Source organism: Mycobacterium sp. 852002-51057_SCH5723018 (assembly GCF_001667035.1).
In the GTDB taxonomy this organism is placed as follows: domain Bacteria; phylum Actinomycetota; class Actinomycetes; order Mycobacteriales; family Mycobacteriaceae; genus Mycobacterium.
The window spans coordinates 107748-122878 of record NZ_LZIR01000096.1; the positions used below are offsets into that span (position 1 = coordinate 107748).

13 protein-coding genes are annotated in these 15131 nt (G+C 68.4%); 8 read left to right on the forward strand and 5 right to left on the reverse strand.

The window, feature by feature from the left end:
- Positions 1-35: 35 nt before the first annotated feature.
- The gene (locus tag A5764_RS20330; RefSeq protein WP_197501644.1) at positions 36-1163 is read right to left on the reverse strand and encodes an oxygenase MpaB family protein; all 1128 of its coding nucleotides are present in this window, start codon (positions 1161-1163) and stop codon (positions 36-38) included.
- A gap of 292 nt (positions 1164-1455) precedes the next feature.
- On the opposite strand from A5764_RS20330, the gene A5764_RS20335 reads away from it, so the two are divergent.
- Positions 1456-2403: a hypothetical protein gene (locus A5764_RS20335; RefSeq protein ID WP_067116189.1), complete on the forward strand. Its 948-nt coding sequence runs from the start codon at positions 1456-1458 to the stop codon at positions 2401-2403.
- Between the two features lie 19 nt (positions 2404-2422).
- Here A5764_RS20335 and A5764_RS20340 read toward each other — a convergent pair whose 3' ends face one another.
- Positions 2423-5599, reverse strand: a complete 3177-nt coding sequence (locus tag A5764_RS20340; RefSeq protein WP_067116192.1) for an adenylate/guanylate cyclase domain-containing protein — start codon at positions 5597-5599, stop codon at positions 2423-2425.
- 264 nt (positions 5600-5863) lie between these two features.
- On the opposite strand from A5764_RS20340, the gene rplM reads away from it, so the two are divergent.
- The 5 genes from rplM to A5764_RS20365 all read left to right on the forward strand — a co-directional run bounded on the left by rplM (position 5864) and on the right by A5764_RS20365 (position 9981).
- The gene (gene rplM / locus A5764_RS20345; RefSeq protein WP_067116194.1) at positions 5864-6307 is read left to right on the forward strand and encodes a 50S ribosomal protein L13; all 444 of its coding nucleotides are present in this window, start codon (positions 5864-5866) and stop codon (positions 6305-6307) included.
- The gene (rpsI, locus tag A5764_RS20350; RefSeq protein ID WP_067116197.1) at positions 6304-6780 is read left to right on the forward strand and encodes a 30S ribosomal protein S9; all 477 of its coding nucleotides are present in this window, start codon (positions 6304-6306) and stop codon (positions 6778-6780) included. The genes rplM and rpsI overlap by 4 nt, the downstream gene beginning before the upstream one ends.
- A gap of 150 nt (positions 6781-6930) precedes the next feature.
- On the forward strand, positions 6931-8268 hold the full coding sequence (gene glmM, locus A5764_RS20355) for a phosphoglucosamine mutase (protein ID WP_067116200.1): 1338 nt from the start codon (positions 6931-6933) through the stop codon (positions 8266-8268).
- Between the two features lie 46 nt (positions 8269-8314).
- The gene (locus tag A5764_RS20360; RefSeq protein ID WP_067116203.1) at positions 8315-8602 is read left to right on the forward strand and encodes a hypothetical protein; all 288 of its coding nucleotides are present in this window, start codon (positions 8315-8317) and stop codon (positions 8600-8602) included.
- A 2-nt stretch (positions 8603-8604) separates the two neighbouring features.
- Complete coding sequence (locus A5764_RS20365) at positions 8605-9981, forward strand: hypothetical protein (protein ID WP_067116206.1); 1377 nt, start codon at positions 8605-8607, stop codon at positions 9979-9981.
- A gap of 4 nt (positions 9982-9985) precedes the next feature.
- Here the strand turns inward: A5764_RS20365 and A5764_RS20370 are convergent, their stop codons facing one another.
- Positions 9986-11029, reverse strand: coding sequence for an LLM class F420-dependent oxidoreductase (locus A5764_RS20370; protein ID WP_067116209.1), 1044 nt, complete (start codon positions 11027-11029; stop codon positions 9986-9988).
- Between the two features lie 106 nt (positions 11030-11135).
- On the opposite strand from A5764_RS20370, the gene A5764_RS20375 reads away from it, so the two are divergent.
- Positions 11136-11540, forward strand: coding sequence for a DUF4189 domain-containing protein (locus A5764_RS20375; RefSeq protein WP_067116212.1), 405 nt, complete (start codon positions 11136-11138; stop codon positions 11538-11540).
- Positions 11541-11563: 23 nt separating this feature from the next.
- On the opposite strand, the gene A5764_RS20380 is transcribed toward A5764_RS20375, so the two are convergent.
- Positions 11564-12403 carry a dienelactone hydrolase family protein gene (locus A5764_RS20380; protein ID WP_067116215.1) on the reverse strand — a complete coding sequence of 280 codons (840 nt, stop codon included), beginning with the start codon at positions 12401-12403 and terminating at the stop codon, positions 11564-11566.
- 70 nt (positions 12404-12473) lie between these two features.
- Positions 12474-12692, reverse strand: coding sequence for an Rv1535 family protein (locus tag A5764_RS20385; protein ID WP_067116218.1), 219 nt, complete (start codon positions 12690-12692; stop codon positions 12474-12476).
- A gap of 541 nt (positions 12693-13233) precedes the next feature.
- On the opposite strand from A5764_RS20385, the gene glmS reads away from it, so the two are divergent.
- Positions 13234-15108 carry a glutamine--fructose-6-phosphate transaminase (isomerizing) gene (gene glmS / locus A5764_RS20390; protein ID WP_067116221.1) on the forward strand — a complete coding sequence of 625 codons (1875 nt, stop codon included), beginning with the start codon at positions 13234-13236 and terminating at the stop codon, positions 15106-15108.
- The last annotated feature ends 23 nt before the right edge of the window (positions 15109-15131 follow it).

The window sequence follows — 15131 nt, forward strand, 5'->3', positions numbered from 1 at the left end:
GGTCCCGGCGGGGGAGAGCCGCCGGGACCACACAGTCACTTACGGCGCGAAGGCTTCGAAATCTCCCAATCGCGAGCGAGGTGATCGGGCATGTCGAACGACGCGCGCACCCCACCCCGCTCTAACGCCAACGCAGTCTCCAACAGTTCGCGCCCGAAATTCTGGGCTATCTCCGAGACGAAGTGGTAGCGCGGCGTGGCGCGGCCGACCAGGCTCAGGACGTGGGTGGAGAACCAGTCGGCGATGCGCGCGAGCTGTTCGAGTTCGCGGCGGTGATGTAAAGGCGGTACGAGCAGCAGGTCGGCGGTCTGGTCGCCGATCAGGTGGCGGATCAGCGGCGGGATCGTCTTATCGAACGCCTGGGTGGGCGTGAGTTGGTCGAGTAGCGCGAGGAGCGCGCGGGTCATGTGCTGCCCCTCGGGTGACGCCGTGAAGCGCCGTCGCTTGATGGTGTCGAGCAGCGCGTTGGCCTCGGCGGCGTTGTGTGGACGCATGTCGTCGAGCACGCCCATCAGGTGGCCGATGACGTTCCACAGGTGGAGGTAGGCGTCGATCTCCTTGCTGGACAAGCGCTTACCGAGGCCACGCATCGGGTCTCCGACGACATACCAGAAAGAGAGGATGGTCGCGGCCATGTCCTCCTGGTTGATCGGCACGCCCCAACTGCTGTAATTCCACACGCCGGGGTGCTTACCGGCGCGGTCCTTGATCAGGTAACGCACAGCGGCATGCATCAGGCGGACGTGCTGGATGGCGCGCAGGCCCTTGCCGTTTGCATCGAGGCCGCCGACGGTGCACACGTCGAGCAGAAACTGGCCGGTCTCCATCACCCGCCGGCGTGCATCCGTGTCGAGCTGGGCGGTCAGGTACAGCACCTTCACGGCCTTGGCGTCCGCATACGCCGACGGGAGCGACGCGCAGAACAGGCAGAGTGTGATGAACAGGCCGTACTCCTCGAACACCTCCTGACCCTTCTTGATCTTGTCCGCGTCGGCCCACTCGGGCAGGGATAGCGAAGTGGTCACGTAGCCCCGGAGCTCCTCAGGCAGATCCGTCGGCACCGGCTGGTCGTTGCGGACGAGCGTACGCATCAACCGATTGACCTCGTTGACGTCCCGTTTAAACACTTTCTCGACCACTTCGTCGGCCCGCTCGTCACCCACGTGTCGCATGGGATCGAGCTGCCCGTCTGTCCATCTCGAGCTTCCATTTGCGCCCGCCATTCGCACAGCATTGCAGATTTGTCGCTGTTGGCGAAGGGCCTATCTGTCATAAGAATTGTTAGAAAAGCGATGCGATGCCCGGTTAAAGGCGCTGCGGGCACCAAGACGTTATTGATCAGGGCCGAGACCGTAACTCGGTGATGCGCATAGTTTTAACGTAGTCTTTCTAGATTCTTGTCGCCACCAACTTTGTCTCCGAGTTATCTGGCCCCGATTTGCGAGGACGGACACGATGGTCGACGTCAATGACGAATTCATGCACGAGCCCGTGCCGCACCCGGATTGGCAGGAAAGCTTCTTTTTCAGTTGGTTCGACGCCGAGTCGGACGCGGTGGGATTGGCCCGTATCGGATATCGGCCCAGGAATCGCACCGCCGACGCGATCTTGTACACGATGCGCAACGGCGGTGTCGAGGGCGGCTACGCCAAGCTTCATGCCCGCTACACCGGTACCCCGGATCCCGACCACCTGAGGGTGGGGGCTCTGGAGTTTCAGATGATCGAACCGATGTCGAAGTGGCGGCTCTCGCTGGGGGGCCGCCACGAGGTGGACCTGACATGGACGGCGCTGCACGCGCCGTTCGACTATCACGCCGAGGCGCCGGCCGGGGCGTATCTGCCATCGGGCATCGCCGATACGCACATGGAGCAGTCCGGGTGGGTCACGGGCCGGGTGAAGATCAACGGATCTTCCTACCCGATCGACGGCCTCGGTCAGCGAGACAAGTCCTGGGGGATCCGCCGGTGGAGCCGCATCGAGCGCTGGGACTGGAACACGGTGCTGCTAAGCCCCGACTTCACCATGAACTGCACCCACTTGTTCAGCGGTGGCCAGGCCTACCCCACCGGCTACATCTTCCACGACGGCGCGTGCCACGCGGTGGCGCAGTTGACCGTGGAGCATCAGTGGTCCGGTCATCAGGTTCCCTGCGCCTCGCGGATGGTGGTCACCGACATCAGCGGTTTGCGGCTCGAGATCCACGGCCGTGTCATCGCCCAATCCTGCTTGTGGAAAAGGGGTTTGGTGATCCAGGAGTCGGCGACACGATTTGAAACGGTCGTCGATGGTCGAGCTTTCACCGGTCTTGGTCTGACCGAGCACGCCTGGCACGCCGGGTTAGTGGGCTCGCTGCGGGTGCTGCCCCGCATGGGGCCGGCGGCAAGGATGGTCATGCCATGATCGCCGATCGGGATGGCCGTCAGGGCATTGCTTCTGCCCAGGCGATGTGTCCGGCAAACTCAAGCGATCTGGCCATCTCGCCGTAGCGATTCTTCAAGTCCGCATACGCGGCGGCGTCGCCACGAGCGTGCGCCACAAGAGCTTTCAGTCGCAGCAGCCAGATGTCGCGCATGGCCAGACCGTCGGTCGGCGTCGCCGCTAACCGCTCGATCGCCGCATCGGCCTCGACGACATCGGCGTCGGTCCCGCGTTCCAGCAGCGTTTCCACCAGAAGACCCGTCGCCGGAAACGCCCAAGCCCCGCACGCCTGCTGTCCCTCGCGGAACAGATCGTTGACGGCGGCGCGCACGAGCGATACGGCATCGTCGCGATCGCCGCCCCTGGTCCTCTCACGGGCCACGTACGCGTTGACGATCGGCAATTCGCCAAGGTTGTGTCCCCGGCGCCGGAACACCTCGCTGAGTTCCGCCAGGAGCTTCTCGCCGCGCTCACGGTCTGGGGCCGTTTCTCGGTGCGCCAGCGCGACGCCCGGCGCCATCTGGGTGAAGGCCAACGCGACATCGTCACCGGATCGCTCGACGATCCGCAGGGCCTCTTCGGTCTCGGCCACCGCCCGATCGTCGGCCGTCAGGACTCCAAGCGGTATCCCGGGGTTGTAGATGTAGGCGACCACCAAGGCGTATGACATCGGGTCGGCCTTGCGGGCCATGGCGAGGCCCTGCTGTTGGTCGTCCGGCCATCCGGGAAGACCCAGGCAATACCGGGCGATGGCCCGAGCGGTGAGGGCGACCGCCAGGGGAGACCCGATGATGAAGTTGCCTTTGGATGGGTCGCCGTCGGCCAGGTCGATGACCGTCTGTGACCACCGCAGCACATCGGACCAATTGTTGTTCTCCATCTTGGCGAAGATCGGCGAAACGGACAGCCCCACCGTCAAGGTGGGATCGCCGAGCGCCTCGGCGAGGGTCCAGGCCTCCGACGCCAGCTGCGAGGCCTCACGCGCCCGGGCCTGATGCGCGTGCTCCATCACCAGCCCCGCCATCCCCATGGCCAGTGACACCTTGTCCCCGACGGCCGCACACAACTCCCGCAATTCACTGAAGCGGTCGGCCACCCCGCGTGCATGGATTCGCCAGGCGATCGCGCACAACATGGTGCGCGGGGCGATGCGCATGGTTGCTCGGTTGGGGTCCTCCGTGGGCAGGCGGTCGGCGATCGTTTGGGCGCGCTCCCAACTCAGTCGAGCGGCGTTGATGTCGCGGTTGGTGGCCCATGTTGCCGCGCGCATCTGCCAGCCGAATGCGGCGTGCGGATCACCAGCGGCCTCCAGGTGCTCGGCAATCAGCGCCGCGTTCTGGTCAGCCGTTGCCCGGTCGTGGGATTCGATTGCGGCAGCGACTCGCCGGTGCAGCTCGGCGCGATCCGATTTGAGCTGTGATTCGTAGGCCACGGTACGGATCAGCGGATGGCGGAACACATACTCGGTTTGTCCGGTGAACCTGATCTGGTCGATGAGCTCGCCAGCCAACAGGTCGTCCAGGCTGGGCTCAATGCCCAGTGTTTCCAGCAGGTCTCGGCTGAACCGCGAGCCGATCACCGCCGCGGCGCTCAGGGTGCGCTTGGCCGCCCAGTCCAGGCGATCGATACGTGCGGCGATGGTCGCCTGCAGGGTGACCGGCACACGGACTTCGGTGACCGCCGCCGCCGACACGTAAGCACAGCGGTTGCCGCGCAGCACACCGCGTTCGGCCAAGTCTCGTACCATCTCCTCGACGAAAAATGGATTGCCGGCGGCGCGCTCGGCGATCATGGCGGCCAATCCGCCGACCGAGGGGTCCGGCCCGAGCAGCTCGCCGGCCAGTGCTGCGGCTTCCGAATCACTCAGCGGCGCAAGGGCAATGGTCTGAGCGCCGGCCACCCTGCTCAACGCGCCGCGATATTCGGGGCGGTAGGTGATCAGCACCAATGAAGGTGTCTGCGGGGTCACCGTGACGAAGTCGGCCAGCATCGAGCCGCTGACCTGGTCGATCCAGTGCACGTCCTCAATGACATAGACCGCCGGAGCTTGGCGGGCCAGCGACGCCGCATTGACCAGCGCGGTCAACCGCCGCCGCCGCGCATCCGGGTCGATTGTCGGCAGAGCAACGTCGGGATCGGCGATGCCCAACAAGTCATCGAAGAGCAACAAGTCATCCGGCTCAGCATCGGGCACCCGGGACCGTACTTGCGCGCGGGCGGCCGGGGCGTCGAGACCGGCCACCCTGAAGCTCGCACGCAGCAACCGCGCCACCAAATAGAAGGGGACGTCGTTGGCGTGCGATTCGCAGTAGCCGGTGAACACGTCGACACCCCGGGCCGCTGCCATCGCGGCGACCTCGCGCACCAGACGGCTCTTGCCAATTCCCGGTGACCCCACGACGCCGACCACGGCGCCGTGGACGTCGATGGCGCGCTCCAGCAAGCTCTCGATGGCGGACATCTCCCACTGCCGACCGACCAGATTCGACTCGGCACACCGGGCAGTGCGATGCCCCTCGCTCGTGCCCAGTAGCCGATGGGCGGGCACCGGCGCGTCGACACCCTTGATGTGAACCAGCTCGGACTCGCCGAGATCCGCGGCGCCCTCGACAAGTCGCGCGGTCGACTCGCTGAGCATCACCGCACCCGGTGGGCACACCGATTCCATCCGCTCGGCGAGACCGACTTGCTCGCCGATGGCGGTGTAGCCGAACGGTCCGGAACCGATTTCGCCGGCGATCACCTGACCGGAATTGAGACCGACGCGCAACCGCAGTTCGATGCGGTCGCGGTCGTCGACCTCGGCGGCCAACCGGGCGGTTTCTTCTTGGATGCCCAGCGCCGCAAGACAAGCCCGGAGCGCGTGGTCCTCCAACGCCGCCGGCGCGCCGAACACGGCCATGATGCCGTCGCCGGTGAACTTGTCCACCGTCCCGCCGTACCGCTCTACAACTGCGGCACAGCGGTCAGCGAGGTCGGCCATGATCTGCAGCAGCCGTTCTGCACCGAGCGCCGACGCGATGTCCATCGAGCCGACCACGTCGGCGAATAGAACCGTGACCTGCTTGTACTCCGCGTGGGCGTCGGCGTCTTGGAGTGCGGAGCCACAGCTGTGGCAGAATCGGGCGTCCTTGAAGGGCTCGGTGCCACACGTCCGACACGCTGCTACGGCCGTCATCCGACCCTCCGCTATCCGAGCCCACCGTTTCCTGGGCGTTCTAAGGATAGGTTGCAGCGATCACACAGGCATCTCTGTAACCAATATCGATGATTTTGACCTGCGGGGACGCGCATCGGTAAGCTGCTCGGTTGGCGTGCGGTACGCCGGGGCTCGGGTCAACGTCGGTCGCCGAGATCCCTTCCTTTTGGACCCACCGCGAACGCCTGACCGGCACCCGGCTCGACCCGGGATCCACCTCGAGAAGAAGAGAAGGTAAGCGCTGTGCCCACCTATGCGCCCAAGGCGGGTGACACCACGCGGTCGTGGTACGTCATCGACGCCACGGACGTGGTGCTTGGCCGCCTTGCCGTCGCGGCGGCCACCCTGCTGCGCGGCAAGCACAAGCCGACGTTCGCCCCCAACGTCGACGGCGGTGACTACGTCATCGTCATCAACGCCGACAAGGTCGCCATCAGCGGCGACAAGCTGCGGAGCAAGCTGGCCTTCCGCCACTCGGGGTATCCCGGGGGTCTGCACAGCCGCTCGATCGGCGAGCTGATGCAAAAGCACCCGACCCGCGTCGTGGAGAAGGCGATCGTCGGCATGCTGCCCAAGAACAAGCTCGCCCGCCAGATCCAGCGCAAGCTTCACGTCTACGCCGGCCCGGAGCATCCCCACACCGCTCAGCAGCCGGTTCCGTTCGAGATCAAGCAGGTGGCCCAGTGACCGAAACGACCGAGGCCTTGGAGGTCCCCGCCACCCCCGACGTCGCGGCCGAAGCCCCGGCCGCCGCCGGCGAGTCCTTCGTGTTCGAGCGGCCCATCCAGACCGTCGGGCGCCGCAAGGAGGCCGTGGTGCGGGTGCGCCTGGTGCCCGGCACCGGCAAGTTCGACCTCAACGGCCGCAGCCTGGAGGATTACTTCCCCAACAAGGTGCACCAGCAGCTCATCAAGGCCCCGCTGGTCACCGTCGACCGGCCGGAAAGCTTCGACATCTTCGCCCTGCTGCACGGCGGCGGCCCCTCGGGCCAGGCCGGTGCGCTGCGCCTGGGCATCGCCCGGGCGCTGATCGTGGCCTCACCGGAGGACCGGCCCGCCCTGAAGAAGGCGGGCTTCCTCACCCGTGACCCGCGTGCCACCGAGCGCAAGAAGTACGGGCTGAAGAAGGCCCGCAAGGCGCCTCAGTACAGCAAGCGCTGACCAAACCGTCACGTTCTGGCCGCAACCGTGCGTCTTTGCACGGTCGTGCGGCGTGTCTGCGCGCCAACGCGCATGGTTTCAGTCAGAAAAGAACGGGCACGTTAGGTGCACGTTAGGTTCTCAGCCGTCAACTGTGAGAGGTTTGTCCGCATGGGTCGACTGTTCGGCACCGACGGCGTACGCGGGGTCGCCAACCGCGAGCTGACCGCCGAGCTGGCCCTGGCGCTGGGCGCCGCGGCCGCGCGGCGCCTGGCGAGCTCGGGGGGGCCGGGCCGGCGGGTCGCCGTGATCGGCCGCGATCCCCGGGCCAGCGGCGAAATGCTGGAAGCGGCCGTGATCGCCGGGCTGACCAGCCAGGGCGTCGACGCGCTGCGGGTCGGGGTGCTTCCCACCCCCGCCGTGGCCAATCTGACGCGTGCATATGACGCCGACTTTGGCGTGATGATCTCGGCGTCGCACAACCCGATGCCCGACAACGGCATCAAGATCTTCGGGCCCGGCGGCCACAAGCTCGACGACGACACCGAGGACCAGATCGAAGAGCTGGTCGCGGCCGGACCCGGGCTTCGCCCGGTCGGCGCCGGCATCGGGCGCGTCGTGGATGCCGAAGACGCGGCCGACCGCTACCTGCGTCACCTGAGCAAGGTCAGCACGCTGCGCCTGGACGGCCTGACCGTGGTGGTCGACTGCGCCCACGGCGCGGCATCGTCGGTGGCGCCGCGCGCCTATCGCGCGGCCGGCGCGCGGGTGATCGCGATCAACGCCGACCCCAACGGCCTCAACATCAACGACGGTTGCGGCTCCACGCATCTGGATTCGCTGCGCGCGGCCGTCGTGGACCACCGCGCCGACCTGGGTCTGGCGCACGACGGGGACGCCGACCGCTGCCTGGCCATCGACGCCCACGGCGAGCTCGTCGACGGCGACGCGATCATGGTGGTGCTGGCGCTGGCGATGCGGGAGGCGAGCGAGCTGGCGTCCGACACGCTGGTGACCACCGTGATGAGCAACCTCGGGCTGCACCTGGCGATGCGCGCGGCCGGCATCACCGTGCGGACCACCGGCGTCGGCGACCGCTACGTCCTGGAGGAGCTGCGGGCCGGTGACTACAGCCTCGGCGGCGAGCAGTCCGGCCACATCGTCATGCCCGCGGTGGGTTCCACCGGCGACGGCATCGTCACCGGGCTGCGGTTGATGACACGCATGGTGCAAACCGGCTCGGCGCTGGCCGATCTCGCCTCGGCGATGCGGGCGATGCCGCAGGTGCTGATCAACGTCAAGGTCGCCGACAAGGCGACCGCCGCCGCGGCGGCCTCGGTGCAATCCGCGGTCGAGGAGGCCGAGGCCGAGCTGGGCGACACGGGCCGAATCCTGTTGCGCCCCTCGGGAACCGAGCCGATGATCCGGGTCATGGTGGAGGCGCCCGAAGAAGGCATCGCCCAGCGCGTCGCGACCCGGCTCGCCGAAGCGGTGAGCGCCGCGCGCTGATCCCGCGCGTTGGAACCCCGACGCGGCGTCGGGCGTCGGAGTAGGCATGAGATTCGATAGCTCGGCGGTGCACAGGATCGCCGACCAGCTCAGTGCGGCCGCCAAACTCGTCGACGGTGCGGCGCGAAATCATTTGGCGCACTTGGCCTTCAGCGGCGCCAGTGCCGGGCGGGCGCACGCCGCGCGTGGCGACGCGCTGCGTGTCGAGTTGGAGCGGCTGACGGCCGGGGTCTCGCAGTGGTCGCGTGCGGCCGTCGAGACCGCCGCCGCGCTTGGGTCTGGTGCCGATCGCTACGCCGAGGCGGACCTGTATGCCGCGGCTCGGATCGCCTGATCGTGGCCGACCGGCTGGATGTCGCCGAGCGCCTCGCCGAGGGCCGGCCTGCCGTCGAGCACACGCAGACCTATGTGCAGGCCTGCCACGCGCTCGGCTACCAACATCCGCAGATGACGTCGCATCCCTCCCAGATCCGCGACTGGTACGACGGCGAAGACGGAATGGATCTTGGTGCGCTCGACCAGGATTGCGCTGAGCTGCGGGCGGCGGGCGCGGCGCTCATGGAGGCGTTGCGGCTACAGCGCGCCCAGATCGCCGAGTTGGCCGCGGTCTGGACCGGGCCGGGCGGCGCCGCCGCGGTTCGGTTCCTGGAGCGCCACGTCGACGCCGCCGGGGTCGTGGCCACCGAGGTCCGCGCGGCCGCCCAACGGTGCGAGTCTCTGCGCGACAACCTGTGGTACCTCGTCGACTCGAAGGTCGCGACCGCCATCGCCATCGACGATCGCACCCGGGCGCAGCGGTCCGAGTGGCTGGCCGCCGCAGCTGCCGTCACCACCGGGGCGGGGGATCGCGCGGCCGCCGAGGAGGTGATACGCCAGCAGGTAAACCCCTACGTAGACAACGAAATTCGCGACGACTGGTTGACGGTGATGCGTTCGACGGCCGACGGGGTGGCGACGTCCTTCGACATGGTCACCGACCGGATGGCCGCCGCGCCGGTGGCGCGCTTTGAGTCGCCCGGCGATCTCGGGCCCGAATACGAACCGCTGCCGGCGAGCCCGCCTGCACCGGCCGCGGTTGTCGTGCCCGCCGCGGTTCCCGCCCCGGTGGCGGATCCGGTACCGGCCGCCCCGCCGGTGCCTCAGGTACCGGCCGCCCCGCCGGTGCCCCAGGCGCCGCCGCCGGCGGCTTCGATGCCGGCGATCCCGCTGTCCGACCTCGGGACGGCGCTCGGTGGGGGATCGAGCCTGCCCGGCGGCGATGTGGGTGGCGATCTGGGCGGCGGACTGGGCGGTCTCGGCGGGCTGGCCAACCGGATCGTCGATGCGATGAGTTCTCTGCTGGGCCCGGCGGCCGACGGGTTCGACGATTCGCCGGCGCTGGATGACTCCGGCGAGGACCCCTTCCACGGCGACGACGAGCACGACGACCGCAAGCCCGACGCCAAGGATGACGAGGCGGACGCGACCAAAGAAGTCGACGAGACCGACGAGGCCAAGCCCGCCGACGCGGCCCAACCCGTCGCGGGGCCACCGCCCCAGGACGCACCCCTGGACGCGCCGCCGGTGCAGGCGCCGCCGGCTGCCGGACCCGCGCCGGTCGCCGCCCCGGCGCCGGTTGCCGCGCCGCCCGACGGCGGCCCGGCGCCTGCAGCTGAAGAGGGATCGACGCCGTGCGAAATCGCCGCCGACCAGCTGCCGCAGGCCGGTCAGTGAGGGATCAGGCGGGGCGCAGCGCCAGCACGTCCTCGACGAAGCGCACCGATTCGCCCGCGTCGGCCGCCAGGGGGCTCACCAACAGCGTCGTCACGCCCGACTCGGCGAAGGCGGCCAGGCGTTCGGCGACGTATCCGCGGGGGCCGACGAGCGACATCCCGCGGACCAGTTCGTCGGGCACCAGGTCGGTGGCCTCGCCCTTGCGACCGGACAGGTACAGCTCCTGAATCCGGTCGGCGACCTCACCGAACCCGTAGCGGGTCGCCAGGTTGTGGTAGAAGTTGCGGCCCTTGGCGCCCATCCCGCCGAGGTAGAGCGCCAGCTGCGGCTTGGCCCAGCGCAGGCGCTCGTCGACGTCGTCGCCGATGGCCAGCGACGCGTGCACCACCACGTCCAGCGGTCCCAGGGCGGGATCCCGTTTGGCTGCGCCGGCCGCCAGCGCGTCGCCCCACACGGTGTGGGCCTTCTCCGGAAGGTAGAACACCGGCTGCCAGCCCTCGGCGATCTCGGCGGTCAGCTCGACGTTCTTGGGGCCCAACGCCGCGATCGTGATCGGAATGCGGTCGCGCACAGGGTGATTGATGAGCTGCAGCGGCTTGCCCAAGCCGGTTCCGCGGTCGGCGGGCAGCGGGATCTGATAGTGCTTACCGGCGTATTGCACCCGCTCGCGCCGCCACACCTGCCGGCAGATCTCCACCACCTCGCGGGTGCGGCCCAACGGCGCGTCGAACGGGACGCCGTGAAAACCCTCCATCACCTGCGGGCCGGACGTGCCGATGCCGAGCCGGAACCGTCCGTCGGACACGAAGTCCAGGCCCGCCGCCGTCATCGCCAGCAGCGACGGGGTGCGGATGTAGAGGGGAAACACCCCGGACGCCAGCTCGACGGTGTTGGTCTTGGCGGCCAGGTACCCGAGCTGGCTGACCGCGTCGAAGGAATACGCCTCGGCGACCACCGCGATGTCGATGCCGGCCTTTTCCAGGTCGACGACGCGGTCCACGCCCTCGCGAAAGCCGCCCGAGTAATCCAACGCGATCCCGATTCGCACCCACGACAGATACCACGGCGGGGCCGGCGCGCCGCGGTCGGGCGCACGCCCTGGCTGGGGGATTGTTCGCGTCGCGCGAGGTCGGACCGTGTAATAGTGTGGCGAAATGTTTGCCGGGGGAAAGCCCACGAAGGGGCTGTGCGCGGCGGTGATCGCGGCTGGGGTGCCCTTCGCGGCGACGCCGCTCGCGCACGCGGACGACGACTGGATCGCGATGGCGATATCGGATTCCACCGGGCATATCTCGGGGATGTATGTGGGGCAAGCCAGCCGATCTGCCGCCGAGCAGCTAGTGATGTCGGACTGTCGCAAGCGGGTCAGCGACTGCCGGGTGCTGGCCAGCGGGCCGGGGGGCTGCGTCGCACTGGCCATGAACGCCGCGAAGAGCAAGTACTTCGGCGGCTGGGGTGCGACCAGCGACGACGCGGAGGCGGCGGCGCTGGCCGCCGCGCACGGCGGAACGGTCCTCAAGGACCAGGGCCATTGCCTGGGCGACGCCGCGAGCCAGTGACCGCCCCCGCGATGGCGACCTACCTACTTCAGCAGCCCGACGATCTTCTCTTCCAGGGCGATCGCCTCGGCCCCGGGATCCACCCGGTCCGTCCTGGGTAGCTTGACGTCGGGATCGGCGAAGTCACGGTAGGTCTTGTCGCCGCCCAGCGCGTAGAGCAGGTAGCCGGTCAGCAGCGCCCGAACCGATTTCTGGGTGCGCCGGTGCGCGCCGGCCAGCCCGAACACCTTCGCCAGCCGCCGGCCCTCGACCAGCCCGCCGGGCTGGGCCTTGCTGACGATGCGCAGCGTGGCCGTGTCCCAGGCGGCGGCGAGCGCCACCGCGTTGGAATTGAGGGTCTTGGCATCTCCCGGCGCGGTCAGGATCAGGCCCGGGACCTTCAGCGCCGCGGCCGGCTCCTCGGCCGGGGGACTGGTGACGGCCGGGAAGATCGCAGCGGCCGCCGCGGGCTTGTCCGGCATGCCGGCCGCGGCGAACACGGCCGCCGAGCCGCCGAAGCCGTGGCCCACCACGCCGAGCTTGGCCGGATGCACGCTGATCTCGCCGGGGCCCAGGCGCACGCCCGCCACGATGTCCAGCGCCGTACCGAGATCGAAGGCGAAGTTCAGCACGGACGGCGCCACGCCCCGCTGAGTGTCGGGCGCCCCGGCGACGATGCCCCACGATGCCAGATGCTCCAGCAGGCCTGCATAGTGAGCGGCGCCGGTGAGCCAGTCGTGACCGAAGGCCACGCCCGGCAGGCTGAACCCGCTTTCGGGGGTGTACACCACGCCCGGCAAACCGGCGAAGGCCAGGTCACCGCGCAAAACCCGGTGCGGACCACGGCGACTGAGGGCTGCGACGAGCTTGCGGATGCGGGCCACGGGTCGACGTTAGCGCATCGCCGTGGCGTGCCGGGTTGGTGCAATGGCGCTCGGGGTGGCCCGACGCCGACTACGCCGTGACCTCGATGAGGCCCACCCGCCACAGCACCGCATAGACCTGGCGCAGCGGAATGCTCAGCAAACGGGCGGCGCCGTCGACCAGCGGGTCGCCGCCGGCGCCGACCGGCGCGCGGTGGGGCCGCTTCGGGGCCTGGGTTGGCGCGGGGGCTGCGGTCGGCCGCACCGCGGGCGGGTTCGTCACCACGTCGTCTTGCAGAACAGCGGTCATGATTCCCCTCCTGGAAGATTCACGCGGGCGGTGCGAGCAGAAGTCGGATATTTCGGTGCGACCCGGCCGTGCATTTCCGAATTTATAGTTATTGACGTTTCGGGCGGCCAGATATTGTCGCGACGTTTACGTTTGGCTGAACTATTGGCATTGATTTGGGTTGCGGCTGAGGGCGCTACGCGAACCCTTGGCCCGCAGCCTGTTTCGCTGGCCCCGGGCGGTGACCAGCCTTTGCCCCACATTTTGCAGTGTAAGGGGCCGGCCTGCCGGTGCACCGGAGCAAACAAAAACGGCGCGAATACATCAGGTGAAATACGTGTCCCGCGTTTATGAAGACGGTATGAATCCATTGCTGCGGCCCTTCCCGGCGTGGTTTCGATGACCACAGCCTCCCGCCGGCTCCTTGGCGGATTCTCAACGACTTCTTGGCTCGGGCCAGCGGGGCTGGGACGACCGAGTCAAGGCGCCGCGAGGGCCCCTTATCCGCAGGTCGGGCCGGTGCTGGCCGGTCTGACGCGGTCGCTGCACTACCCTGGTCAGAATGTGCGGAATCGTCGGCTATGTCGGGCACCGCCCGGCTTGCGAGGTCGTCATGGACGCGCTGCGCCGGATGGAGTACCGCGGCTACGACTCATCGGGAATCGCGCTGGTCGACGGTGGCGGCAAACTGACCGTGCGACGCCGCGCGGGCAGGCTGGCCAACCTCGAGCAGGCGGTGGCCGAGACGGCTTCGTCTTCGGAGGCGTCGCTGGCCGGCACTACCGGGCTGGGTCACACCCGCTGGGCCACCCACGGTCGTCCCACCGACCGCAACGCGCATCCGCACCGCGACGCCGCCGGCAAGATCGCCGTCGTCCACAACGGCATCATCGAGAACTTTCCGGACCTGCGCCACGAGCTGGAGGCCCAGGGCGTGGAGTTCGCCAGCGACACCGACACCGAGGTCGCCGTGCACCTGGTGGCGCAGGCGTACCGCCACGGCGACACCGCCGGCGACTTCGCCGCGTCGGTGCTGGCCGTGCTGCGCCGGCTGGAAGGCCACTTCACCCTGGTGTTCGCCAACGCCGACGAGCCAGGCACCATCGTCGCCGCCCGCCGCTCCACCCCGCTGGTGCTGGGGGTAGGCGACGGCGAGATGTTCGTCGGCTCCGACGTGGCCGCGTTCATCGAACACACCCGCGACGCCGTCGAACTCGGGCAGGATCAGGCCGTGGTGATCACCGCCGACGGCTACCGCATCACCGACTTCCACGACAACGACGGTGTCGAGTACCGCGAGTTTCACATCGACTGGGACCTGGCCGCCGCCGAAAAGGGCGGCTACGAGTACTTCATGCTCAAGGAGATCGCCGAGCAGCCCACCGCGGTTGCCGACACCCTGCTCGGGCACTTCGTCAACGGCCGCATCGTCCTCGATGAACAGCGCCTGTCCGATCAGGAACTGCGCGAGATCGACAAGGTGTTCGTCGTCGCCTGCGGCACCGCCTACCACTCTGGGCTGCTGGCTAAATACGCGATTGAGCACTGGACGCGGCTGCCGGTCGAGGTGGAGCTGGCCAGCGAATTCCGCTACCGCGACCCCGTGCTCGACCGCAGCACGCTGGTGGTCGCCATATCGCAGTCGGGCGAAACCGCCGACACCCTCGAGGCGGTCCGGCACGCCAAGGAGCAGAAGGCCAAGGTGCTGGCGATCTGCAACACCAACGGCTCGCAGATCCCGCGCGAGTGCGACGCGGTCCTCTACACCCGCGCCGGCCCGGAGATCGGCGTGGCGTCCACGAAGACCTTCCTGGCACAGATCGCCGCCAACTACCTGGTGGGCCTGGCGCTGGCGCAGGCCCGCGGCACCAAGTACCCCGACGAGGTCGCGCGCGAATACCGGGAGCTGGAAGCGATGCCGGACCTGGTGGCCCGGGTGCTCTCGACGATTGAGCCGGTGGCCACCCTGGCGCACCGGTTCGCCCCGTCGTCGACAGTGCTGTTCCTGGGACGCCACGTCGGCTACCCGGTCGCGCTGGAAGGCGCGCTCAAACTCAAGGAGCTGGCCTACATGCACGCCGAGGGCTTCGCGGCCGGCGAGCTCAAGCACGGCCCCATCGCGTTGATCGAAGACGGGTTGCCCGTCATCGTCGTGATGCCGTCGCCCAAGGGGTCGGCCACGCTGCACTCCAAGTTGCTGTCCAACATCCGCGAGATTCAGACCCGCGGCGCGGTGACGATCGTGATCGCCGAGGAGGGCGACGACACGGTGCGTCCGTACGCCGACCACCTGATCGAAATACCTTCCGTGTCAACCCTTCTGCAGCCGCTGCTGTCGACCATCCCGCTTCAGGTGTTCGCCGCCTCGGTCGCGCAGGCCCGCGGTTACGACGTGGACAAGCCACGAAACCTGGCCAAGTCCGTCACCGTTGAATAGCCCGGGCATAACCGGGCATGACC

Coding starts and splice junctions, on each gene's coding strand:
- A5764_RS20335 (WP_067116189.1), top strand. CDS start 1,456: ATGGTCGACGTCAATGACGAATTCATGCACGAGCCCGTGCCGCACCCG.
- A5764_RS20340 (WP_067116192.1), bottom strand. CDS start 5,599: ATGACGGCCGTAGCAGCGTGTCGGACGTGTGGCACCGAGCCCTTCAAG.
- glmM (WP_067116200.1), top strand. CDS start 6,931: ATGGGTCGACTGTTCGGCACCGACGGCGTACGCGGGGTCGCCAACCGC.
- A5764_RS20360 (WP_067116203.1), top strand. CDS start 8,315: ATGAGATTCGATAGCTCGGCGGTGCACAGGATCGCCGACCAGCTCAGT.
- A5764_RS20375 (WP_067116212.1), top strand. CDS start 11,136: ATGTTTGCCGGGGGAAAGCCCACGAAGGGGCTGTGCGCGGCGGTGATC.
- A5764_RS20385 (WP_067116218.1), bottom strand. CDS start 12,692: ATGACCGCTGTTCTGCAAGACGACGTGGTGACGAACCCGCCCGCGGTG.
- glmS (WP_067116221.1), top strand. CDS start 13,234: ATGTGCGGAATCGTCGGCTATGTCGGGCACCGCCCGGCTTGCGAGGTC.